Below are 22240 nucleotides of genomic sequence, written 5' to 3'. Positions count from 1 at the left end.
CCTTTTCCCCCTTTTCATCACCTGAAAATATTATAGGTTGAATTCTGTAAAATATAAAACCTGTAATTGTAAATTTTTATAGTTTTTTATAGATTCTTATTTACTGTTATTCCCTCCGAACGAATGAGATGATATAGCTTAAGGATAATGAACTATTTGTCTTTGCACAAGTGGTAGTCAGTTTTCTAATTGTATTAAGGTGAGAATTAGTTTCAATTTTTTAATTTTATCTATTATACTTAATATAATGATTAATAAGATTTAAATTCAATGCGAAGGGGATGCTTTGGGGAAGATGTTAAGAAGTTTACGTTTAAAAATTGCGGTAGTATTTTCGGTACTTATTTCTATGATGTTCGTAATATTGGGTACAGCTATGTATCAATTACAGAAAGAGAAGGAAGTGCGCTCCTTAGACCAGTATTCTCAAAATACGATGGATCTTGTGACAGAGCAACTTACAACATTTGTTCAAAGAACGGATGAAGATATGGGGTATTATGCGAACAGTGAGATGATTCGTAATATGCTTCAAGATGGAGTTACTCCAGAAGAGGAAGCATTTTTGACGAAAGAGTTTTCGGAGTATAAAAAGAATCATCCTGGCATTTTAGACTTATATATTGGTACGAAAGATAAAAAAACATTAAGTGCCAACCTTGCTGAAGGTGGACAAGTGCCAGAAGGATATGACCCAACGACAAGACCTTGGTATAAAGACTCAGAAGCTGATGTGAAAAAGGTTCACTGGGGACAACCTATGTATGAAATTGCAACAGGGAAGTTAAGTGTGGGAGTTTCTAAAGCAATTACAGCTCAAGATGGATCTGTATTAGGTGTTGTGGCGATGGATGTATCGCTCGGAACAATTCAGAAATTACTTCATAATATTCAATACAATAACGGCGGAGAAATGTTTATTATAAATGATAAAAATATGGCTCTTGTTTACCCGGAAAAGATAGGGAAAGATGTTTCGAAAGAGCCGCTTGTGCAGAGTTTAAATAAAGATGTAACAAAATATGCTGTCACTACATTAAAAGGTGAAGAGGTAGTTGCATATAGTCAGTCATTTGATTTGATGAAATGGAAGATAGGCATTTTTTATCCGAAAGAAACAATTGATGGGCTATTAAATAGTACGAGAAATACAGTCATTATAATGGCATGTATTAGCTTATTCGTTGGAATCGTAGCTTCATACTTGTTTTCACGAAGATTAGCAAGACCGCTGCAACTATTAACGAATCACGTTCAAAAAGTAGCAGAAGGTGATTTAACGTTGCAAATGAAAGTGACAAGTAAGGATGAAGTTGGAGAACTGACGAACCATTTTAATCATATGGTTGAGCAAATGAATGAAATGGTAAGTAAAATTAAAAATAGTGTATCAACCGTGCAACAATCAACGAGTAATCTACATTATTTAACGAATGAGACTGTAGCAGCTAGTAGAGAAGTGTCAGGTGCAATGGATGACGTGAGCGGAGGAGCTTCTACGCTTGCTAATAGTGTAGATGAAGTTTCAGAACAGCTCGAGAATATGGCGCAGTCAGTGGAACAAATGAATAACTCTGTTGGTGAAATAAAAGGGGTGGCTGGCAAAGCGGAAGAGGCATCTAAGCAAGGGCTAAATACGATGCGTAATTTAGTTCGTACAAGGGGGCAATCATCTTCAATTGTTGTTCATACAGAGGAAGCATCCGGAAAGTTAGAACAAAGAGTTGGCTCGATTCAAAATGTGGTAGAGCTTATAAAGGGGATTTCGGATCAAACGAATTTACTTGCTTTAAATGCTTCAATCGAGGCGGCACGTGCGGGCGAACAAGGTAAAGGTTTTGCTGTTGTTGCTGAAGAAGTTCGAAAATTAGCGGAACAATCAAAAGAAGCAACAGTAGAAATTGCGACGATGATTGGTGATGTACAAGTAGAGGTAAGAAGAGTTGTAGAAGTTGTAAGTAAATTGAAAGACATTGCGGATATACAAAATAATGTTACGACAGAAGCAGAGGCGGAATTCCGTACCATTATGTCAGTTGTAAATACGATTAGTACTTCAGTGGAACAAATTGTAGAAGAGGTACATAACATCGGTCACGAGCAAGGAGAAATTACAGCGGTCATGCATACAATTGCTGGTACGAGTCAAGAAAGCGCAGCGGTTTCGGAAGAGGTAAATGCTGCAACTGAATCACAAGTGAATCATCTAGAAAAGGTAGCTCATACGATGGAAAGCTTGACGGAGCATATGAGAGACTTAGAAAGATTAGTTGAGCAGTTTAAAATAGAGGAATAACAAATTAGTAAAATGATGCGTATTTCGGTAAAATAGACAATGGATATATAAGAAGCAAGTATAGGAGGAAGGCTACTATGGCAATTGTTGACGTATCGATTATTCCAGTAGGAACAGGTAATCCAAGTGTGAGTGAATATGTAGCAGAAGTACAAAAGGTGCTAGAGAAAAACTCAGATCGTGTGAAGTATCAATTAACACCAATGAATACAATTATTGAAGGAGATCTTCCTGTCATTCTAGAAGTAATTCAACAAATGCATGAAGTTCCATATGCGAAAGGTGCGCAGCGCGTTGCAACAACAATTCGTATCGATGATCGTCGTGATAAAGTAAGCACAATGGAGAAGAAATTAAACTCTGTTCGATCAAAATTATAAAGAAAAGCAGCGATCTTCGCTGCTTTTTTCATATAGGAGGTAGATAAGATGAGTGAAAAATTTAACGAACAATTTGACGGGTTGTTAGAGAAATACACGGAACTATTACTTGGAGAGAGCAATGAAGAGAGAAAAGAACAGGTACAGAAGTGGGCACTGTATTCTTACATAGCGAAGACGATGCCGGCTTTAGTGAAGCATTGGAATGAGACGTATCCCGATGCGAAAGAAGAGATGGTGCAGTTAATTACACATATTAAAAGGCTGAATGAAGAGAAGAGAAATGAGCAATAAAAAAACTTGAGGTAAATATAATCTCAAGTTTTCTGTATTAATATCCTCATATAATTTACATGGAATATAAAGGGTTTTATAGGCATGTCGAATATTTTCGGCATGCCTATTTTGTGCCTATTAAACTCTATTTTTCTAAATGTCGAAAAATATTTCAGACATATTTATAAGCGAGAATATAGGTTTTTAAATGTTTTTATAGTATTTTATAAATTATCTAAATAATTATTTGTATCCAATAATTTTAAACAATGATATAATTTCGAAGAGGGGTAAAAAACAGATAAATTAAGTCATAGGGGTGAATTACATGGAACAATTAATGCGAAATTCGTTTCTTTTCTTATCTAAAAATAAAGCGCTAACAAAACTGGCTAAAAAGTACGGTTTACGCTTTGGCGCAGGTCGCTTTGTCGCAGGGGAGACAATTGAATTAGCGACAGCAGCTATTAAACAATTAAACAAGCAAGGACTTTGCGTAACAATCGATTATTTAGGGGAATTCGTTGATAATGAAGCGGAAGCAAATGAAATGGCTAACCAATCGATTGAAGCAATCCGTGCAATTGGAAGAGAAGGTCTTGATTCGCAACTTTCTTTAAAGATGACTTCTATGGGGCTAGATATCTCTGATGAAATCGTAATGAACAATATGCGCCGCATTTTAGAAGCTGCAAAAGAAAATGGTGTGTTCGTTACAATTGATATGGAAGATTATACACGCTGCGGAAAGACAATTGATATCTTTAAACAGTTAAAGTCTGAGTACGATAATATTGGTACTGTTATTCAAGCTTACCTATATCGTACAGAAAAAGATATTGAAGACTTAAATGCTTATAATCCTAATTTACGTCTTGTAAAAGGGGCTTATAAAGAACCTGAAGAAGTGGCGTTCCCGGACAAGAAAGATGTAGATGACAATTATAAAAAGATTATTAAAATGCACTTATTAAATGGAAATTATACTGCAATTGCTTCACATGACGAAGCGATTATTGAATATACAAAAAAACTTGCCGAAGAACACAACATTCCAAGGGACCAATTTGAATTCCAGATGTTATATGGTATTCGTAATGAGCGTCAACTTGAGCTAGTAAAAGAAGGTTACAAAATGCGTGTTTACGTACCTTATGGAAACGACTGGTATGGCTACTTCATGCGTCGTCTAGCAGAGCGTCCAGCAAACGTTGCGTTCGTATTAAAAGGTATGGTTAAAAAATAACCAAGGAGAAAATACTCCTTGGTTATTTTAATTGCTGAAATGCGTAATGTGCCATTTTCTTCGTATCAGGATACAGTTGCTTGCGAGTAGAAGATAATACAACATTAATGACGCGTTTACCGTCTTTCTCATCCACTGTTACGACTGTATATTTTCCGAGTGCTGATAGACCGCTTTTACTTCCAATTGCATATGGATCGTCATATAGTTCTTCCCGTCCATAGTTTGCGATGTTTGGAGAGCGTTCTGAAGTATGTAGAGTTGTACGCGTTGAATTCATATATTCTAAAACAACTGGGTATTTTAATGCTTCTTTCGTAATCATAGCAATGTCATATGGTGATACTTTGTTTCCTAGTGCATCAGCACCACTTGCGTTTTTGAAAGTCGCATGCTTTGTACCGAGTTCCTTCGCTCTAGCATTCATCATTTTTACAAATTCATTTTTTGATCCTGCAATATGTTCTGCGATGGATTCAGCTATTGGGTCTGCACTAATGATAAGCATCAGTTTTAATGCCTCATCACGTTTTAACTTTTCCCCAGCACGAAGTTTAATTTTCTTACTTTGACTTTCTGTTTTAATTGCGTTTTCTGTAACTGTAATTTCCTCATCCTCTTTTACATTCTCTAGTAAAAGAAGGGTTGTCATCATTTTGGCTATACTAGCCGGATAAGAGCGTTCGTCTTCTCGTTTTCCATACAAAATTTCACCTGTGTCTGCATCGATTGTAATCCCGTATTGCCCAGTGATGCTAGGTTGATCGGCTCTTACAGCTTGTTGTCTTTGTGCGTAAGAGAAGAAAATCATCCCTGTAAATAGTGTGGCAATCATTACAATCATAACTATTGTTCGTTTCATTATAATTCCCTCATTTGTTACAAATAAATTGGGCAGAAAAAGCAGCCATTACCCATTATGCCACGTTCTCTGCCCAAAAATATAGCGTTATTTTTCGCCCATATTATGCTTCTTATATTGTTGGTTATTACCTTGACGTCCTTTTTCCACGCCTCGATCAGTTGGGCCAGCGTTTCCTGTCACACTTGCTGCGCTAATTCCAGCCTTTGAAGGGTTCTTCTTAAGTTTTGCCATATATATTCCTCCAGTTTCGTCAGATTATAAAAAGGGAAAGTGTATTTTAGTGAAGAAAATACATATATAGCATGGGCAAATAAAAGAAAAATATTTATTTCAGAAAATTTTATCAATAAATATATTGCGAAAATTTAAACAGTATCATATATTTATTAGTAGAGGCTCACTCATTGATTGCGACTTATGTCGAAAAATTGAATGAGCATTCATTCAAGAATAGGGGGAGAATTGGATGTTCCAAATTAAAAAGGCTGCTGTTCTAGGGTCAGGCGTAATGGGTTCAGGAATTGCGGCACACTTAGCTAATATTGGTATTCCGACATTATTGCTTGATATTGTACCACCTGCGCTTACGAAAGAAGAAGAAGCGAAGGGACTTACATTAGAACATAAAAGTGTGAGAAATCGTTTTAGTAATACGGCACTACAAAAACTATTAAAGCAAAAACCAGCTCCTCTGACAGTGAAAGGAAATTTAGCACTGATTGAAGCAGGTAACTTAGAAGATGACCTTGAGCGTCTAGCTGATGTAGATTGGATTATTGAAGTAGTAGTTGAAAACTTAGATATTAAAAAGAAACTATTTGAAAAAGTAGATGCTGTTCGTAAACCGGGTTCTATCGTAAGTTCTAATACGTCAGGCATTTCAGTTGAAAAAATGGCAGAAGGTCGTTCAGACGACTTCCAGAAACACTTCTTAGGCACACACTTTTTTAACCCACCACGATATTTAAAACTTCTAGAGGTAATACCGACGAAAGAAACTGATCCACAAGTATTAAGCTTCATGAAATTATTTGGCGAAGACGTTCTTGGAAAAGGCGTTGTTATCGCGAAAGACACACCAAACTTTATTGGAAACCGCATCGGTACGTACGGTTTATTAGTAACTCTTCAAGAGATGGTAAAACGCGGCTATAGCATTGGGGAAGTTGATTCAGTAACAGGCCCACTTATTGGTCGTCCGAAGAGTGCAACGTTCCGTACATTAGATGTTGTTGGTTTAGATACATTCGTACACGTTGCAAATAACGTATATGAAAACGTACAAGAAGAAGAGCGTGATGTATTTAAAGTACCAGCTTTCATGCATGACATGCTTGATAAAAAATGGCTTGGAAGCAAAACAGGTCAAGGCTTCTTCTTAAAACAAGGAAAAGAAATTTTAGAACTAAATCCTGAAACGATGGAATATGAAGCGCGTAAAAAATTAAAAGCTGCATCCGTAGAGTTAAGTAAACAAGAAAAAGGATTAGCGAATAAATTGAAAGCGCTTGTATATGCGAAAGACCGCGCAGGAGAGTTGTTATGGAATATCATCACACCGACTCTTTTATACTCTGCAAAACTTCATAAAGAAATTGCTGACGATATCGTTGCAATTGACCAAGCGATGAAGTGGGGCTTCGGCTGGGAGCAAGGACCGTTTGAAGTTTGGGATGCAATCGGCGTTGAAAAGTCCGTTCAAAAGATGGAAGAAAACGGCGTAGTTGTTCCGGCTTGGGTGAAAGAAATGTTAGAGAAAGGTTTCACTACTTTCTACAAACATGATAACGGAGATAGCTACTATTACGATAATGGCGAATATAAGCTAATTGAGCGTAATAAAAAAGCAATTTCTCTTAAGCAATTAAAAGCGAAAAATGGCGTATTAAAGAAAAATAGCGGAGCGAGCTTAATTGATTTAGGCGACGGCATCCTTTGCTTAGAATTCCATTCGAAGAGCAATGCAATCGGCATGGATATTACGCAAATGATTAACTACGCTGTTGATGAAGTAGAAAAGAATTATAAAGGTCTTGTTATCGGTAACCAATCGAAGAACTTCTGCGTTGGTGCGAATCTAGCAATGATCTTAATGGAAGCACAAGACGACAACTACTTTGAAATTGAGTGGGTTGTGAAAAACTTCCAAGATGCGATGATGAAAATTAAATACTCTTCTAAGCCAGTTGTAGCAGCGCCATATGGTATGACGCTTGGCGGAGGTACAGAAGTTTGCCTACCAGCAGCGAGCATTCAAGCTTCTAGTGAAACGTATATGGGCTTAGTAGAAGTTGGTGTTGGCTTAATCCCTGGCGGAGGCGGTAATAAAGAGCTATACATTAAACACTTAAATAAAATGGCAAACGGCGTAGAATTTGACTTGCAAAAAGTTGCAAATAAAGTGTTCGAAACAGTCGCAATGGCGAAAGTTTCAACTTCAGGACAAGAAGCGGTTTCTCATAACTTCTTAGGTGATAAAGACGGTATTAGTGTGAATGGTGATCACTTACTATACGATGCAAAACAGAAAGCACTTGCTTTATATGAAGCTGGTTATAAAGCACCGATTCGTAAAAAGATACCGGTTGTTGGTGAAACAGGATATGCAACTCTTGCACTTGGTGCAGAAGCAATGCATTTATCTGGCTACATTTCAGAGTACGACCTTCATATTGCGAAGAAACTTGCATATGTCATCGCAGGCGGAAAAGTGCCGTACGGAACAGAAGTTGATGAGCAGTATTTATTAGATGTAGAACGTGAAGCATTTATTAGCTTAGTAAGTGAGATGAAATCACAAGCAAGAATGCAGCACATGCTTGTAAAAGGAAAGCCATTACGTAACTAATAACGAGGGGAGATATCGTTCATGAGAGAAGCTGTCATTGTTGCGGGAGCAAGAACACCAATTGGAAAAGCAAAGAGGGGTTCATTAAAAACAGTTCGTCCTGACGATCTAGGGGCGTTAGTAGTAAAGGAAACGTTAAAGCGTGCGAATTATGAAGGACCAATCGATGATTTAATTTTCGGTTGTGCGATGCCAGAAGCAGAGCAAGGTTTAAATATGGCTCGTAATATCGGCGGATTAGCAGGACTTTCTTACGATGTTCCAGCTATTACAATTAACCGTTACTGTTCTTCAGGTTTACAAAGTATCGCTTACGGAGCAGAGCGCATTATGCTTGGTCACTCGGAAGCGGTATTATCAGGCGGAGCGGAATCAATGAGTTTAGTTCCGATGATGGGACACGTTGTTCGTCCGAATAGTCGCCTTGTAGAAGCAGCTCCAGAATATTATATGGGTATGGGACATACAGCAGAGCAAGTTGCTGTGAAATATGGAATTTCTCGTGAAGAGCAAGATGCATTTGCAGTAAGAAGTCATCAACGTGCTGCGAAAGCATTAGCTGCAGGAAACTTTGCTGATGAAACAGTATCTGTAGATGTAACGTTACGTACTGTTGGAGCAAATAACAAACTGCAAGAAGAAACAATTACTTTTGCGCAAGACGAAGGTGTAAGAGCAGAGACGACGCTAGATATTTTAGGTAAATTACGTCCAGCATTTAACGTTCGCGGTTCTGTAACAGCTGGTAACTCTTCACAAATGAGTGACGGCGCAGCATCTGTACTATTAATGGATCGTGAAAAAGCAGTGAGCGATGGTATGAAGCCACTTGCGAAATTCCGTTCATTTGCAGTAGCTGGCGTACCACCAGAAGTAATGGGAATCGGCCCAATCGCTGCCATTCCAAAAGCGTTAAAATTAGCTGGCTTAGAGCTATCTGATATTGGCTTATTCGAACTAAATGAAGCATTCGCTTCTCAATCGATCCAAGTTATTCGTGAACTTGGTTTAGATGAAGAAAAAGTAAACGTAAACGGCGGTGCAATCGCACTTGGACATCCACTTGGCTGTACAGGAGCAAAACTAACACTATCTCTTATTCACGAAATGAAACGCCGCAACGAACAATTCGGTATCGTAACAATGTGTATCGGCGGCGGAATGGGAGCAGCGGGAGTGTTTGAATTACTATAAAAAAAGTGCAGGTGGCTTGCTCAGAACAGGAGGGCGTTGGAAGCCCTGACGAAGAGGCGCTTTTTGCCTCACAGGAAGGGGTGAAACGACCGACTGTTCTAGCCACTGGAACTGGATTATGAAAAAAAGTGGAAGCGGCTTGCTCAGAATGTGAGGGGGATGGAGCTTCAGACGTAGAGGCGCTCTTTGCCTCGCAGGAAGAAGCGAAGCCACCGAACATTCTAGCCGCTGGAACTGGATTGAAAAAAGTGGAAGCGGCTCGTTCACAACGAGACGCCGACAATGCAAAGAATGGAAGCAACAAAGGTTTATAAAAAATAAACGGGAGAGCCAGCTTCTTTCGAAATGAAAGAAGCGGCTTATGAAAATATGAAGGAGGAAATTTTCATGGAAAAAACAGTAGGAAATGCGGTTAAAGGCGGTAGCTTTTTAGTAGATGAGATTACGATTGATCAAGTGTTTACGCCAGAAGATTTTTCATCTGAGCATAAAATGATTGCAAAAACGACAGAGGACTTTATCGTAAATGAAGTTCTTCCAGAGCTTGAATATTTAGAGCAACATGAGTTTGATCGTTCTGTTCGTCTTTTAAAAGAAGCTGGGGAACTTGGTTTATTAGGCGCTGACGTACCAGAAGAGTACGGCGGAATTGGTCTTGATAAAGTAAGCTCAGCGTTAATCGCAGAGAAATTCTCTCGCGCTGGTGGCTTTGCAATTACTCACGGTGCTCACGTAGGTATCGGATCTTTACCAATCGTGTTATTCGGTAACGAAGAGCAAAAGAAAAAGTATTTACCATTACTTGCAACTGGTGAAAAATTAGCTGCATACGCATTAACAGAGCCAGGTTCAGGATCTGACGCATTAGGTGCAAAAACAACGGCACGTTTAAATGCAGAAGGTACACATTACGTATTAAATGGTGAAAAACAGTGGATTACAAACTCTGCATTCGCTGACGTATTTATCGTATACGCAAAAATTGATGGAGAGCACTTCTCAGCATTTATCGTAGAGAAAGACTACGCTGGTGTATCTACAAGCCCAGAAGAAAAGAAAATGGGTATTAAATGTTCTTCAACTCGTACGTTAATTTTAGAAGATGCGTTAGTACCGAAAGAAAACTTACTTGGTGAAATCGGTAAAGGTCATATTATCGCATTCAACATTTTAAATATTGGTCGTTATAAATTAGGTGTTGGTACAGTTGGATCTGCGAAACGTGCAGTAGAAATTTCAGCACAATATGCAAACCAACGTCAACAGTTCAAACAACCAATCGCTCGCTTCCCATTAATTCAAGAGAAACTTGCGAATATGGCAGCAAAAACATATGCAGCTGAAAGCTCTGTATATCGTACAGTAGGCTTATTCGAAAGCCGAATGAGCACATTATCTGAAGAAGAAGTAAAAGACGGTAAAGCAGTAGCAGCTTCTATCGCTGAATATGCAATCGAGTGCTCTTTAAACAAAGTATTCGGTTCTGAAGTACTAGACTATACAGTAGATGAAGGTGTTCAAATTCACGGTGGTTACGGATTTATGGCAGAGTACGAGATTGAAAGAATGTATCGCGATTCTCGTATTAACCGTATTTTCGAAGGAACGAATGAAATTAACCGCCTAATCGTACCAGGTACGTTCTTACGTAAAGCGATGAAAGGTGAATTACCACTTCTTCAAAAAGCACAAAAATTACAAGAAGAGTTAATGATGATGATGCCAGAAGAAGTAGGCGATGAGCCATTAGCACTTCAAAAATATTTAGTAAATAACGCGAAGAAAATCGGCTTAATGGTAGCTGGATTAGCTGCTCAAAAATACGGTAAAGCATTAGATAAAGAGCAAGAAATTCTTGTGAATATCGCTGACATCGTAAGCAACTTATACGCAATGGAATCAGCTGTTCTTCGTACAGAAAAAGCCATTAAAACAACTGGTCTTGAAAAGAATAAACAAAAAGTGTTATACACTGAAGTATTCTGCCAAGAAGCATTTAACGAAATCGAAGCAGATGCGAAAGAAACACTTATCGCAGTTGAAAACGGCGACATGCTACGCATGATGTTATCATCATTACGTAAATTAACTCGCCACACACCACTTAACGTAATTCCGAAGAAACGTGAAATTGCTGCGAAAATTTTAGAAGATGAGCGTTACACAGTTTAATACCTTTAAAGAACAGTAGTCGTTTATACGGCTACTGTTCTTTTTTCTGAAAAAATGAAATTTTTAGTGGCATAAAACTAATACCATTAGTATAATAAAACTAACGGTATTAGTTTTCGTGAAGAGGGAGATGGGAATATGAGAATGATGCATGAAAAAACGGTATATCAATTGTCATTTTTGCCAAGAGTGTTTCCTGTAAATTGTTACTTTGTGGAGGAAGAAGATGGTTTAACTTTAATTGATGCTGCTTTGCCATATAGCGCAAAAGGGATCTTGCAGGCGGCTGAGAAAATAGGGAAACCAATTACTAAGATTGTATTAACACATGCGCATGATGATCACATCGGTGCATTAGACGCATTAAAGGAAGTAATTCCTCATGTTCCAGTCTATATTTCTAAGAGGGACGCAAAGCTGTTAGAAGGAGATACGACGTTACAAAAGGATGAACCAAATACGCCAATAAAAGGCGGTGTACCTAAAAAGATAAAAACGGTACCTGATGTTTTATTAGAAGATGGCGACCGAGTTGGATCGCTTCTTGCGATTAGGACACCGGGACATACGCCAGGCTCCATGTCGTTTCTTGATGTAAGAAATAAAGCTCTGATTGTCGGGGATGCATTCCAAACAAGAGGAGGTATGGCTGTTTCAGGACAAATGAAATTTTGGTTTCCGTTTCCGGCGATGGCAACGTGGAGTAAAGAAGTTGCATTACAAAGTGCAGAGAAGTTAAGAGAATATGAGCCGTCCTTGCTTGCGGCAGGACATGGAAAAATGATAAACGATCCAGGGGCTGTCATAGAGCTTGCTATTAAAGAAGCGAAGCGGAATATAGAAAGTAGGAAAGAGGGTTAATTTATGTCACCGAGAATCGGGCTTACACTACCGAAAATTGTAGAAACAGCAGCAGAAATTGCAGATACAAATGGAATACAAGAAGTAACGTTAGCTTCATTAGCGCAAACATTAGGGGTACGTTCACCTTCGCTATACAATCATGTGAAAGGTTTACAAGATGTACGGAAACATCTTGGTATTTACGGAATCAAGCAGCTGTATAACAAACTGGAAGAAGCGGCCGAGGGTAAACGGATGGATGAAGCAATTCATGCTTTAGGAGAAGCGTATGTAGCATTCGTACGTAAACACCCTGGACTGTATGAAGCAACCTTTTTACGAGATGAAGAAGTAAGAAAAGCAGGTGACGGGATTGTAAAGCTTTGTCTTCAAGTTTTACAACAGTACGGCTTAGAAGGAGAGAATGCACTTCATGCGACACGTGGATTCAGAAGTATTTGTCATGGATTTGCGTCGATTGAGCAGCAGGGTGGATTTGGTTTGCCGTTAGATTTGGATATAAGTTTACATGTATTGTTGGAAACGTTTATTAAAGGATTACATGTAATGCGAAAATGAATAAGAAGAAAGAAAACATCTGATTATGCTTTTGTACAGTAAGTTGCGGTTTGTTGGAGGCACATGACAAAAGGATGTGATGTGAAATGTTTGCAGGGCATTTTGGCTTAGCGGCAGTAGTAAAAGCCAAATCACCTAAACTACCAATTTGGGCTCTTATGGTAAGCTCACAATTGTTGGATGTCATTTTTTTGCCACTTTATATTTTAGGAGTAGAGACAATTGAACCTATTAACAGGAATAGTTATGGTGAAGCAATCATTCATGCGGATTACACACACTCTTTAATAGGAGCACTGTTTATTGCTTTTGTTGCAGGAATAGTCGGTACGAGGCTGTGGGCAAAGCGAAATGGCTTTGTTATTGGAGCTGTAGTTTTTAGTCATTGGATTTTAGATTTACTTGTGCACCGTGCTGATTTGCCGTTACTTCCAGGGAATTTTGGAGACTTACCTATGCTTGGGTTTGGTTTGTGGCGATTTCCGGCTATTAGTATCATATCGGAATGTATTCTTATTGCGATAGGTGGTATATTATATTTCCGTTTTATTGTTTCAAGTGCGGGCGAACAAAAGAAATTTATAGCAAGAATAACCGGCGGGTTGGTAGTTATATTATTAATTTTTTCGTTGCTTATCAGTATAGTGTCTTGAATATGGATAGCCGGAAACCTTAGAAGCGATTCTAAGGTTTTTTAGTGCATATGATGCGAGGTTTATGGTGAATAGGAAGTGTTTTTTGAAATTTCATACAATAATTATTGCATAGCAATTCTATTCCTAAAACTATAAAATATAAAGTTTTTATAATATGTAAAATTGCATATTATTCTTTTTGTAAAATTTGTTATATTATCTTTATATTTAAATTAAAGGATTTTAATGATATAAATGAGAATAACTGGAGGGATACTGTGAGTGAAACAGTGTTAGAAGCGTATAGTGCAGAAAGAAAAATAGAGAATATAACATATAAAAATCTATTTGTAATGATAGCAATGATTATAGGGATTTCACTCCTAGGAGGACTATTCCTTGGTTTAGCCTTTGGGATTTATGGAGAAGAAGCGTTAAGTACTAAATTAGAAGGATATTATTTGCTCTTATTCGATGCATCTGTTGTTGTTATCGTTTTATTAGCTTATAAACCAGTTCTTCATTTTATTAAATCTATTTGGGATTTATCCGTTTTGAAGAGTTGGAAGACATATTTATATCTATTAATTGGCTTTATTGTCATTGCATTATCACAATATTTAATGTTACATGTGTTTAGTTTTGAAAGTGCAGCAGAACAAAAGGAACAATTAGGGAGTTTAGGACTTCGAAATAGCATACAAAGTATTATATATGTGTTAAGTGTTGCTATCATTACACCGGTTAAAGAAGAAATTCTATTTCGAGGTATTTTATATCGATTTTTAGAAAAGAGATATAATTTTTTAGTTAGTATCATGATTTCTTCCTTCGTTTTTGGAATTCTTCATGGAGGTCTTCTAATTACGGCAACGATTATGGGAATGGTATTTGCAATGTTATACAAAAAGACACAATCTATTATACCTAGTATTATTTTACATATTGTATGGAACTTACTTGTGAGTATAAGTATGATTGTATCTCTATAAAAATAAATACATAACCAGTATAAAAGATGAATGGCTTAGCTATTCATCTTTTATTTTGTATGCACGTGAAAAAGTTAATTTATGTATACAATCAAAAAATAGCTAAATACTAACAGTGAACGAACAAAGAAAGGTAGGAGTATTCTATGCAAAACTTAACAGAGCTTGAAGTAGAAAACTTACGTCATTTAATTGGTGGACACGCAACAATTATTAACAAGTTAGAGCAGTATGCACAAACGTGTACAGATCCACAATTGAAACAAATGCTACAAAAAGATGCGCAAGATGCACGAAATACGAAGCAACAATTAATGACTTTTCTAGGATAGGAGGAAGCAGAACATGAATGAAAAAGATATGGTAAATGATTATTTAGCAGGATTAAATGCAAGTTTAACAAGTTATGCAAATTATATTGCTCAGTCTGATAATGAACAGTTACACCAAACGTTAATTCAAATTCGTAATCAGGATGAGATGCGTCAACGTAATATGTATGAGTATGCAAAGCAAAAGAGTTATTACAAGCCAGCAGCACCTGCGAATCCAATGATTGTACAACAATTAAAAAGTCAATTAAGTGCGGAATAACAGAAAAAAGAAAACGAGCGAATCTATTCGCTCGTTTTCTTTTTGTATATGTCAATAAATACATAATAAATATTTTTCCAGTTGTAACAAATATGACGAAAATGGAATATAACAATTCACAAAAAGGACAAAAACTTTGCTCAATATTTCACAAAGTATCCATGGTTTCTATCGTGGGAACCTCTATAATTAGGAGTGTAAGGAACAAAAGAAATAGATTATATGATCAATTAGGAGAGATTGCTATGAAAAGACATACAAGAAAAATTGCAATTATCGGTACTGGATTAGTTGGATCAAGTTGTGCATATTCCATTGTCAATCAAGGCATTTGCGAAGAGCTATTATTAATTGATATAAATCATGAACGTGCAGTTGGGGAAGCAATGGATTTATCACACTGCATTAACTTTACAAATACAAGAACAAAAGTATATGCAGGAAGTTATGAAGACTGCAAAGATATGGACATTGTTATTATTACAGCAGGACCAGCACCAAAACCAGGGCAAAGTCGCTTAGATACTTTAGGAGCAAGCGCAAAGATTATGGAAAGTGTTGTTGGCGGCGTAATGGAAAGTGGATTTGATGGTATTTTCTTACTTGCATCAAACCCAGTTGATATTATTACATATCAAGTGTGGAAATTATCTGGATTACCTAGAAATCGTGTGATCGGTACTGGTACATCACTAGATTCTTCTCGCTTACGAACAATTTTATCTGAAATGTTACATGTAGATCCTCGTAGTATTCACGGGTATTCATTAGGGGAACATGGTGATTCTCAAATGGTTGCTTGGTCACACGTAACTGTTGGTGGAAAACCAATTCTGCAAATCTTAGAAGAACAAAAAGAACGATTTGGTGAAATAGATTTAGATGAAATCGTTGAGAAGACTGCAAAAGCCGGATGGGAAATTTATAAACGAAAAGGTACTACTTATTACGGAATCGGAAACTCTCTAGCATATATTGCAAACTCAATCTTTAACGATGATCACCGTGTAATTGCTGTATCAGCTATTTTAGATGGTGAGTATGGTGAATATGATATTTGTACAGGAGTGCCAGCTATTATTACTAGAGATGGTATAAGAGAAATTGTAGAACTAAATTTAACAGAGGATGAAGAATCTCGATTCGCAAAATCAAACGACATTTTACGTGATTATATGAAAACAATTGGCTACTAACTTATAGGAGAAGGTGAAACAAATGAAGGAATATATAATGTCTCGTGTATTTAAAGCATCAGCTGGAATCGCACAAGGTATTTTCGTATCCCTTGGAATTGGTTTACTAATCGAAAATATAGGAAGAATTGTTGATATTCCGTTGCTTATTACAATCGGAGTTGTTGCAAAATCACTTATGGCACCAGCCATTGGTGCCGGAATTGCTTTTATGCTCGGTGCAAATGGCCTTGTAATCTTCTCGGCTATGGTAGCTGGAGCGATTGGTGCCGGATCCATTTCAATTACTGAAGCAGGTCTAATTATTAAAACAGGTGAGCCAATCGGTGCATTATTAACAGCGACTTTAGCTGTATATATTGGTAAACGTTTAAGTGGAAAAACTGCGTTAGATATGATGCTCGTTCCATTTGCGGCAATATTAGGTTCTGGTTTAGTCGGCATTTGGTTATCTCATAATATTACTCCTGTTTTAAATGCAGTTGGAGCATTCATTAAAGATAGTTCAGCTGGTAGCCCGTTCATCGCTTCTATCGTCATTGCAGTCGTTTGGGGATTATTACTTATCTCTCCAGCTTCATCAGCTGCGTTAGCGATCGCACTTAGCTTAGACGGTGTTGCAGGTGGTGCTGCTCTTGCAGGCTGCGTTGCTCAGTTTATCGGATTCTCTGTCATCTCTGCGAAAGAAAATAATTTAGGTGGCATATTAGCTCAAGCTCTTTGTACTCCGAAAGTACAGTTGCCAAATATCACTAAAAATCCAATGATTCTCGTCCCAACTGTCGTCGCCAGTGCGATAGTTGGTCCAGTATCCGCATTAATTTTCCAACTGGAAGCAGGAAAAGAAATTGCAGGTCTTGGATTAAGTTCTCTTATCGCACCAATTAATTTAATTTCCAGCGAAGGATGGGAAGTTGTCCCAGCGATGGTAATCACTTATATCGTCATTCCAGTAGCTGTTTCTTATATACTTTACATTGCTCTTAAAAAAGCAGGCCGTATTCACTCTGGTGATATGACTGTACCGCAATCTTAACTTGAAAATCTCCTTTTATATAGAGAAAAGCAGACTGAGAAGCCACAGTCTGCTTTTTACATTTTATGATTTTGTTTTACTGGAACACGTACGGTTTCTTTTGCTAATAAAAGCTGAACGCCGAAGTAGAGTATGCTTGCAAGAGTCATTCCAGAAATGGCGTCTACAAATGCATGTTGCTTCGTAAATAGCGTTGATAAAATAATAAGCGTACCGAAGAAGGTAAGGATGTAATATTCAAAAGCATGCTGTTCTCTACGTTTAAAGGCAGCTAGCATAATGACAAATGTAGTAAGAACATGAATGCTAGGGAAACAATTTACCGGTTGATCGATACTATAAATATAGCGGACTAGTTCGGAAAATACGTCTGTTCCAACGACGGTTGGACGTGGTACAGTTGTCTGCCAAAAATAATAAATGGAAAAACAAGCAAGTTTTCCAAGAATGATACTACTTAAAGTGACATAATATTGTTTTCGATCTGCAAAGCAGTAATAAATAAGTGCGCCGTATAAGTAAGGAAACCAAAGTAAATAAGGAATAATAAATGCTTTCACAAATGGAATCCAATCATCTACTACAGTTGTGACATCTACTGCGTGTACAGTCGATTTATTTAATACATCGTAAAGGGGACTTACGAGTACGAGTAGAAGTATATAACTTAACGGAAGAAAAGATGAAAGTTTAAATTTCTTCATGATAATCTCCTATGTTTAGTAATGTAAGTAAATTCAATTGATTATAATATAGAAACGCAATTTGGGCTATCGATTTTGCTTACATTTTCTTGAATTCACCTTACGTTTTTGTCACTTGACTGAAAAGAAGGGGAGGGTGCTAAATGAAGCGTTTATCGTATTTCTTAGTTTTTATATTGATATGCCTAGCGAGTGCTGGGTGTGCAAAGGATAAAGAAGGAGAGAAATTAGAATATAACGGAAGAGCACTCGTAATTGGAGTTGTTGGAGAAAAACCGAAAGATACGTTTAGGAATGTAAAGTTTGAGGAAATAAAGTTAGAGGAACTGGAAAAGAAATCTAAGGAAGTAGATGGTTTTCTAATAATGAAAGATCACTTTCAAGAAGCCTCAACAGAGCAATATAAAAATGTATTTTCATCACTAAAGAAACCAGTATTTTTTATCGGTTTACAAGATAAATCATATTCGATTTTTATTACAAAAGGGATAGAGTATAACAGTGCCCGAAAAGATGTAAATGCGATGTATACGCAAGGGTTTGCAAATATCGGAAGTGGTGAAGGACAACAATGGGCAGTTGGTTTATCTAATGGCGGAAATACTGAAGAAAGTATTCATAATATGTATATCGTCGTATTTCAAACCATTGCAGATTATTTGAATAGATGATGAAGAAGCCTGTGAATTAGGCTTCTTATTTTTTATGCAGAAGCACAGATAAAAATATGATTGAGAAGTTCATGCAAGCTTTACAACGTATGCGAGATGTAATGATACCGGTTTATAATTTTATATCAGCTATTGCGGATTTAAATATAAATTTTTAATGAAGCGCATCCATTATTAGCTCGTTTTATTAAGGGGTGATAATGTTAGTTCCACATCTCCCTTTGTAATTGGTATTGGTTAGTGGCGTCTGCTTGAGCAGGAATTGCAGTAGGATATTCATATGCATATAAACACCTTTATTTATATACTCGTTTACTCTTTCTATATCTCATTACATCATAACGACTATGCCATATTTATGTAATGGGTTTCTTTTAAAAATTAGTATTAAATATCTTAATTGAAGTGCACTGCATTTCTACCCATTCATTTTCTATATCTTGCTCGATTTCTTCTAAATCAATTAGTATTATACTATCGTAGATATGTAGTGTTGCTAAGTTATCCTCAACGTTATAATCTAGCTTAGCAATTACTTTAAAGCCTTTACTATTCTGAATTATTGCATTTGCATTTTTATCTGAAAAGGCTATATTTGTATTCCATATAAATTCATCATCTATATGTATTTCTACATTATAGTTTTCGTATTTTTCTGGCTTATCGCCATCCCACTCAGCGATAAATTGATTGCTATCTACTTGAACTAAAACTTTATATCCATCTAATAATTTGTCTGATATATCCACTATTTTAATATTCATTGCTTATTACTCCTTTTTATTTTTTATATGGTACTCTAACAAGGGGATTGTCAAGGTTCATCACGTTATTTACATTTTTTCTTTATGAAAGAAAAAATGTAAATAAGAGGATAAGGGGGAATGATGTTGAAAATTATTAAAAATACATTATTATTTGTTCTATGTTTGGTGGTTCTTAGTGGTTGTTTTACAAGAGAGGGAACGATTGTTGGTGGTAAGGTTCATGGAGGTTCAAATAGTATAGATGGAAAGTATAAAAGTTTCACAGGTTTTGCAACTCAAGATATGGATGTAAAAAAAGGTGAAAGCTGGACATTTACTTTTGATGATAAAACTAAACAAGGAACCATAAAGGCTTATGTTTTAGATTCAAATGATAATACAATACTGGAAGTTAATAGTGGAAACAGTAATAATATTAAAGTGTCTAAAGATGATACATATAAAGTTAAAATTATAACAGAAGAACATGGTGGAGAATTTGAAATATCATGGAAAAAAGAAAAGTAGCTAAGTTAATGAGTATTGGGCTATTATTATGTTCTTAGGATTCGAATGCCTTCCAAAGAGATGGGGAAAAAGGAATTTTGATTATTACTTATGCTATCGATTTATATGTAATATCTATTCCTTTAAAAGTAAAGAAATATAATTCACTTTAATTTGTATTGAATATAGAAGTGATTATGCTATGAAAGTCATGTGTATACATGGCTTTTTCTTTGCAGTAATTTCTTTAGCATCATGGAATACTCTCACTATTACGGCTAAAATCATTATTTCCTTTTATCTGTACGTCTTTGTTATGTGAAGTATTTCCAGGTTTTTTGACTAGGCTGAACTGGTTAAATAAACGTTTGTTTAAGATGTATGTTCGGTAGGAAGAAACTGATACAGCTCAAGGGTTAACAAAGAAAAAAGGGGAATTAATCAAACGTTTGTTTAAGATGTATGTTCGGTAGGAAGAAAGCGATACAGCTCAAGGGTTAACAAAGAAAAAAGGGGAGTTAATCAAACGTTTGTTTAAGATATATGTTCGGCGAGTGATAAGAGAAGAATCTAAAAAAATTTATATATTTATTTTTCCTTAACAAATGGCGGAAAAATAAGAAAAATTCGCAGGATTATTAAAAATTATCACGAAATAAGTAAAAGTTTAGCGAATAATGGTTTGAAATAATAAAACGTTTTCTATATGATAAAGGTAAAGGTTAGTAAAAAAGTAGGTGAATTTATGACAGTAACATTTTATTCATATCCAAAGTGTGGCACATGTCAAAAAGCAAAGAAATGGTTTGAGGCAAACGATGTAGCATATGAGATGATTCATATTGTTGAAAATCCACCATCAAAAGAAGATTTACGTAATTTACATGAAAAAAGTGAATTACCATTAAAAAAATTCTTTAATACAAGTGGAATGCGTTACCGTGAACTTGGTCTGAAAGATAAGTTGAAAGATGCAAGCGAAGACGAAATGTACGAGCTTTTAGCATCTGATGGCATGTTGATTAAACGTCCAATTGTAACAGATGGAACGAAGGTAACACTTGGTTTTAACGAAGAGCAGTTTGAAAGTGTGTGGAAAAAGTACCAATAAGGTATTTTTACATAATTAATACATTCACTGGAGGTACAGTCATGAGCATTCCAAATAATTTACGTTACTCTGAAGAACACGAATGGGTAAAAACTGAAGGTAATGAAGTTGTTATCGGTATTACTCACTTTGCACAAAGTGAGCTAGGCGATATCGTATTCGTTGAACTTCCAGAAGTAGGTGCAACAATCGAAGCTGACGAGCCATTCGGAAGCGTAGAATCTGTTAAAACAGTTTCTGAATTATACGCACCTGTAAGCGGTAAAGTTGTAGCAGTAAACGAAGAATTAAGTGACCAACCAGAACTTGTTAACGAATCTCCATACGAGGGTGCATGGATGGTTAAAGTTGAACTTTCTGATGCAAGCCAAGTTGAAAAGTTATTAACTGCTGAAAAATATGCAGAAATGACAAACCAAGACTAATTATAGTCGACTGAAGGACAGCCTTTGTGCTGTCCTTTTTTATTTTGTGTTACATAATGCATTTAAAAACGAGCGCAAATGAATAAGCTATTATAGGAATGAATGTTTTTCGATAAGGTTTCATGGGGCTTTGTAATCTGAACGAGCCGCTTGCGCTTTTCTTTTGCAAAAATAAACAGGAAACAACATGAAAATAACGAATATACTATATACTAAGTTAAAGGTTGTATAGTATATGGTGATCGGGTGATGACATATGATTTATGTAGAAAAAGTCATTATTGTAGAAGGTACATCAGATAGAAGAAAGATTGAATCTATTATTCGTGAACCGGTGGAAATTGTTTGTACAAATGGTACAATTGGTTTGTCGAAAATGGATGAGCTCGTTGATCAGTTTTTTGATAAGGAAGTGTATGTGCTAGTGGATGCTGATGATGCTGGAGAAAAGTTAAGGAAACAGTTTCGAAAAGAATTTCCGCAAGCAGAGCATATTTATATTGATCGCTCGTACCGGGAAGTGGCAACAGCGCCATCTTCACACTTAGCAAATGTATTATGGGGAGCTGACATTGACGTTTATACAGAATATTTACGGTAAGGAATGATAGAAGTGATTGACTGGACAGGAGCCGAAGCTACAGCCCTAATAGAGAATGAAGAAAAAACAGTGTTATATGTATATACTCCAATGTGTGGAACATGCCAATTAGCAAAAAAGATGTTAACAGTCGTTGAGATGACAATTGAAGATCTCAAAATTGGAATGTTAGATTTAAATTATGCTCCGCATTTCGCGAAAGAGTATGTAATTGAAAGTGTGCCTTGTTTACTTGTTTTTGAAAATGGGACACTCATGAAGAAGATATATGCATTTCATTCGGTTGAATATTTATATACGGAATTAAAGTAGGCGGCAAAGTT

Annotated in this window: 26 protein-coding genes; 22 read left to right on the top strand and 4 right to left on the bottom strand. The window is 36.5% G+C overall.

The genetic code is table 11. The features are described 5' to 3' along the window. Nucleotides 1-295 precede the first annotated feature (295 nt). From ACTFSI_RS22910 to ACTFSI_RS22895, 4 genes are all read left to right on the top strand, one after another. A complete protein-coding gene (locus ACTFSI_RS22910) occupies nt 296-2296 on the top strand; it encodes a methyl-accepting chemotaxis protein (RefSeq protein WP_014481782.1) in 2001 nt (666 codons plus the stop codon). 77 nt (nt 2297-2373) lie between these two features. Next, on the top strand, nt 2374-2676 hold the full coding sequence (locus ACTFSI_RS22905) for an MTH1187 family thiamine-binding protein (protein ID WP_001018866.1): 303 nt from the start codon (nt 2374-2376) through the stop codon (nt 2674-2676). Between the two features lie 48 nt (nt 2677-2724). Further along, nucleotides 2725-2970: a YusU family protein gene (locus ACTFSI_RS22900; protein WP_001290596.1), complete on the top strand. Its 246-nt coding sequence runs from the start codon at nt 2725-2727 to the stop codon at nt 2968-2970. 310 nt (nt 2971-3280) lie between these two features. Next, complete coding sequence (locus ACTFSI_RS22895) at nt 3281-4198, top strand: proline dehydrogenase family protein (RefSeq protein WP_000436772.1); 918 nt, start codon at nt 3281-3283, stop codon at nt 4196-4198. A gap of 22 nt (nt 4199-4220) precedes the next feature. On the opposite strand, the gene ACTFSI_RS22890 is transcribed toward ACTFSI_RS22895, so the two are convergent. Next, nucleotides 4221-5060 (bottom strand): D-alanyl-D-alanine carboxypeptidase family protein, encoded by an 840-nt coding sequence (locus ACTFSI_RS22890; RefSeq protein WP_000831474.1) that lies wholly within the window; start codon nt 5058-5060, stop codon nt 4221-4223. Between the two features lie 87 nt (nt 5061-5147). Continuing rightward, nucleotides 5148-5294 (bottom strand): YuzL family protein, encoded by a 147-nt coding sequence (locus tag ACTFSI_RS22885; protein WP_001096347.1) that lies wholly within the window; start codon nt 5292-5294, stop codon nt 5148-5150. A 235-nt stretch (nt 5295-5529) separates the two neighbouring features. On the opposite strand from ACTFSI_RS22885, the gene ACTFSI_RS22880 reads away from it, so the two are divergent. From ACTFSI_RS22880 to ACTFSI_RS22825, 12 genes are all read left to right on the top strand, one after another. Beyond that, nucleotides 5530-7911, top strand: coding sequence for a 3-hydroxyacyl-CoA dehydrogenase/enoyl-CoA hydratase family protein (locus tag ACTFSI_RS22880; RefSeq protein WP_138320798.1), 2382 nt, complete (start codon nt 5530-5532; stop codon nt 7909-7911). Between the two features lie 21 nt (nt 7912-7932). After that, complete coding sequence (locus ACTFSI_RS22875) at nt 7933-9105, top strand: acetyl-CoA C-acetyltransferase (protein ID WP_001206335.1); 1173 nt, start codon at nt 7933-7935, stop codon at nt 9103-9105. Nucleotides 9106-9233: 128 nt separating this feature from the next. Beyond that, nucleotides 9234-9419, top strand: a complete 186-nt coding sequence (locus tag ACTFSI_RS22870) for a hypothetical protein (protein WP_000386909.1) — start codon at nt 9234-9236, stop codon at nt 9417-9419. 73 nt (nt 9420-9492) lie between these two features. Further along, nucleotides 9493-11277: an acyl-CoA dehydrogenase family protein gene (locus ACTFSI_RS22865; protein WP_000416278.1), complete on the top strand. Its 1785-nt coding sequence runs from the start codon at nt 9493-9495 to the stop codon at nt 11275-11277. A 138-nt stretch (nt 11278-11415) separates the two neighbouring features. Next, nucleotides 11416-12138, top strand: coding sequence for an MBL fold metallo-hydrolase (locus ACTFSI_RS22860; RefSeq protein WP_440045659.1), 723 nt, complete (start codon nt 11416-11418; stop codon nt 12136-12138). A 3-nt stretch (nt 12139-12141) separates the two neighbouring features. Then, the gene (locus ACTFSI_RS22855; RefSeq protein WP_000074917.1) at nt 12142-12699 is read left to right on the top strand and encodes a TetR/AcrR family transcriptional regulator; all 558 of its coding nucleotides are present in this window, start codon (nt 12142-12144) and stop codon (nt 12697-12699) included. A gap of 86 nt (nt 12700-12785) precedes the next feature. Continuing rightward, complete coding sequence (locus ACTFSI_RS22850) at nt 12786-13352, top strand: permease (protein ID WP_440045658.1); 567 nt, start codon at nt 12786-12788, stop codon at nt 13350-13352. 260 nt (nt 13353-13612) lie between these two features. Then, nucleotides 13613-14326, top strand: a complete 714-nt coding sequence (locus ACTFSI_RS22845) for a lysostaphin resistance A-like protein (RefSeq protein ID WP_440045657.1) — start codon at nt 13613-13615, stop codon at nt 14324-14326. A 146-nt stretch (nt 14327-14472) separates the two neighbouring features. Beyond that, the gene (locus tag ACTFSI_RS22840; protein ID WP_001180555.1) at nt 14473-14658 is read left to right on the top strand and encodes a hypothetical protein; all 186 of its coding nucleotides are present in this window, start codon (nt 14473-14475) and stop codon (nt 14656-14658) included. Between the two features lie 13 nt (nt 14659-14671). Beyond that, complete coding sequence (locus ACTFSI_RS22835; RefSeq protein WP_001002987.1) at nt 14672-14920, top strand: spore coat protein; 249 nt, start codon at nt 14672-14674, stop codon at nt 14918-14920. Nucleotides 14921-15165: 245 nt separating this feature from the next. Continuing rightward, nucleotides 15166-16116 (top strand): L-lactate dehydrogenase, encoded by a 951-nt coding sequence (locus tag ACTFSI_RS22830; RefSeq protein ID WP_000820657.1) that lies wholly within the window; start codon nt 15166-15168, stop codon nt 16114-16116. A gap of 22 nt (nt 16117-16138) precedes the next feature. Beyond that, nucleotides 16139-17152: a PTS transporter subunit IIC gene (locus ACTFSI_RS22825; RefSeq protein WP_000666170.1), complete on the top strand. Its 1014-nt coding sequence runs from the start codon at nt 16139-16141 to the stop codon at nt 17150-17152. 56 nt (nt 17153-17208) lie between these two features. Here ACTFSI_RS22825 and ACTFSI_RS22820 read toward each other — a convergent pair whose 3' ends face one another. Next, the gene (locus tag ACTFSI_RS22820) at nt 17209-17856 is read right to left on the bottom strand and encodes a phosphatase PAP2 family protein (RefSeq protein ID WP_000713766.1); all 648 of its coding nucleotides are present in this window, start codon (nt 17854-17856) and stop codon (nt 17209-17211) included. A gap of 143 nt (nt 17857-17999) precedes the next feature. Between ACTFSI_RS22820 and ACTFSI_RS22815 the strand changes: the two genes are divergently transcribed. Next, nucleotides 18000-18527 (top strand): hypothetical protein, encoded by a 528-nt coding sequence (locus tag ACTFSI_RS22815; RefSeq protein ID WP_044791041.1) that lies wholly within the window; start codon nt 18000-18002, stop codon nt 18525-18527. A gap of 374 nt (nt 18528-18901) precedes the next feature. On the opposite strand, the gene ACTFSI_RS22810 is transcribed toward ACTFSI_RS22815, so the two are convergent. Further along, nucleotides 18902-19291 (bottom strand): hypothetical protein, encoded by a 390-nt coding sequence (locus ACTFSI_RS22810; protein WP_070807095.1) that lies wholly within the window; start codon nt 19289-19291, stop codon nt 18902-18904. 123 nt (nt 19292-19414) lie between these two features. Between ACTFSI_RS22810 and ACTFSI_RS22805 the strand changes: the two genes are divergently transcribed. The 5 genes from ACTFSI_RS22805 to ACTFSI_RS22785 all read left to right on the top strand — a co-directional run bounded on the left by ACTFSI_RS22805 (nt 19415) and on the right by ACTFSI_RS22785 (nt 22229). Then, nucleotides 19415-19801 carry a hypothetical protein gene (locus ACTFSI_RS22805; RefSeq protein ID WP_138320808.1) on the top strand — a complete coding sequence of 129 codons (387 nt, stop codon included), beginning with the start codon at nt 19415-19417 and terminating at the stop codon, nt 19799-19801. Between the two features lie 724 nt (nt 19802-20525). Further along, on the top strand, nt 20526-20891 hold the full coding sequence (locus tag ACTFSI_RS22800) for an arsenate reductase family protein (protein ID WP_000218967.1): 366 nt from the start codon (nt 20526-20528) through the stop codon (nt 20889-20891). Nucleotides 20892-20932: 41 nt separating this feature from the next. Then, on the top strand, nt 20933-21316 hold the full coding sequence (gene gcvH, locus ACTFSI_RS22795) for a glycine cleavage system protein GcvH (protein ID WP_000026900.1): 384 nt from the start codon (nt 20933-20935) through the stop codon (nt 21314-21316). A gap of 256 nt (nt 21317-21572) precedes the next feature. After that, nucleotides 21573-21917, top strand: coding sequence for a toprim domain-containing protein (locus ACTFSI_RS22790; RefSeq protein ID WP_000640869.1), 345 nt, complete (start codon nt 21573-21575; stop codon nt 21915-21917). Between the two features lie 3 nt (nt 21918-21920). After that, entirely contained in the window at nt 21921-22229 is a 309-nt protein-coding gene (locus ACTFSI_RS22785; protein ID WP_440045656.1) for a thioredoxin family protein, read from the top strand. The last annotated feature ends 11 nt before the right edge of the window (nt 22230-22240 follow it).

This window comes from Bacillus cereus group sp. MYBK101-2, assembly GCF_051918845.1.
GTDB classification, from domain to species: domain Bacteria; phylum Bacillota; class Bacilli; order Bacillales; family Bacillaceae_G; genus Bacillus_A; species Bacillus_A paranthracis.
This window is presented reverse-complemented; position numbering and strand designations above follow the sequence as displayed.

Coding starts and splice junctions, on each gene's coding strand:
- ACTFSI_RS22840 (WP_001180555.1), top strand. CDS start 14,473: ATGCAAAACTTAACAGAGCTTGAAGTAGAAAACTTACGTCATTTAATT.
- ACTFSI_RS22890 (WP_000831474.1), bottom strand. CDS start 5,060: ATGAAACGAACAATAGTTATGATTGTAATGATTGCCACACTATTTACA.
- ACTFSI_RS22825 (WP_000666170.1), top strand. CDS start 16,139: ATGAAGGAATATATAATGTCTCGTGTATTTAAAGCATCAGCTGGAATC.
- ACTFSI_RS22800 (WP_000218967.1), top strand. CDS start 20,526: ATGACAGTAACATTTTATTCATATCCAAAGTGTGGCACATGTCAAAAA.
- ACTFSI_RS22815 (WP_044791041.1), top strand. CDS start 18,000: ATGAAGCGTTTATCGTATTTCTTAGTTTTTATATTGATATGCCTAGCG.
- ACTFSI_RS22785 (WP_440045656.1), top strand. CDS start 21,921: ATGATAGAAGTGATTGACTGGACAGGAGCCGAAGCTACAGCCCTAATA.
- ACTFSI_RS22875 (WP_001206335.1), top strand. CDS start 7,933: ATGAGAGAAGCTGTCATTGTTGCGGGAGCAAGAACACCAATTGGAAAA.
- ACTFSI_RS22900 (WP_001290596.1), top strand. CDS start 2,725: ATGAGTGAAAAATTTAACGAACAATTTGACGGGTTGTTAGAGAAATAC.
- ACTFSI_RS22895 (WP_000436772.1), top strand. CDS start 3,281: ATGGAACAATTAATGCGAAATTCGTTTCTTTTCTTATCTAAAAATAAA.
- ACTFSI_RS22860 (WP_440045659.1), top strand. CDS start 11,416: ATGAGAATGATGCATGAAAAAACGGTATATCAATTGTCATTTTTGCCA.
- ACTFSI_RS22810 (WP_070807095.1), bottom strand. CDS start 19,291: ATGAATATTAAAATAGTGGATATATCAGACAAATTATTAGATGGATAT.
- ACTFSI_RS22865 (WP_000416278.1), top strand. CDS start 9,493: ATGGAAAAAACAGTAGGAAATGCGGTTAAAGGCGGTAGCTTTTTAGTA.
- ACTFSI_RS22805 (WP_138320808.1), top strand. CDS start 19,415: ATGTTGAAAATTATTAAAAATACATTATTATTTGTTCTATGTTTGGTG.
- ACTFSI_RS22905 (WP_001018866.1), top strand. CDS start 2,374: ATGGCAATTGTTGACGTATCGATTATTCCAGTAGGAACAGGTAATCCA.
- ACTFSI_RS22790 (WP_000640869.1), top strand. CDS start 21,573: ATGATTTATGTAGAAAAAGTCATTATTGTAGAAGGTACATCAGATAGA.
- ACTFSI_RS22820 (WP_000713766.1), bottom strand. CDS start 17,856: ATGAAGAAATTTAAACTTTCATCTTTTCTTCCGTTAAGTTATATACTT.
- ACTFSI_RS22880 (WP_138320798.1), top strand. CDS start 5,530: ATGTTCCAAATTAAAAAGGCTGCTGTTCTAGGGTCAGGCGTAATGGGT.
- gcvH (WP_000026900.1), top strand. CDS start 20,933: ATGAGCATTCCAAATAATTTACGTTACTCTGAAGAACACGAATGGGTA.
- ACTFSI_RS22850 (WP_440045658.1), top strand. CDS start 12,786: ATGTTTGCAGGGCATTTTGGCTTAGCGGCAGTAGTAAAAGCCAAATCA.
- ACTFSI_RS22885 (WP_001096347.1), bottom strand. CDS start 5,294: ATGGCAAAACTTAAGAAGAACCCTTCAAAGGCTGGAATTAGCGCAGCA.
- ACTFSI_RS22835 (WP_001002987.1), top strand. CDS start 14,672: ATGAATGAAAAAGATATGGTAAATGATTATTTAGCAGGATTAAATGCA.
- ACTFSI_RS22855 (WP_000074917.1), top strand. CDS start 12,142: ATGTCACCGAGAATCGGGCTTACACTACCGAAAATTGTAGAAACAGCA.
- ACTFSI_RS22910 (WP_014481782.1), top strand. CDS start 296: ATGTTAAGAAGTTTACGTTTAAAAATTGCGGTAGTATTTTCGGTACTT.
- ACTFSI_RS22830 (WP_000820657.1), top strand. CDS start 15,166: ATGAAAAGACATACAAGAAAAATTGCAATTATCGGTACTGGATTAGTT.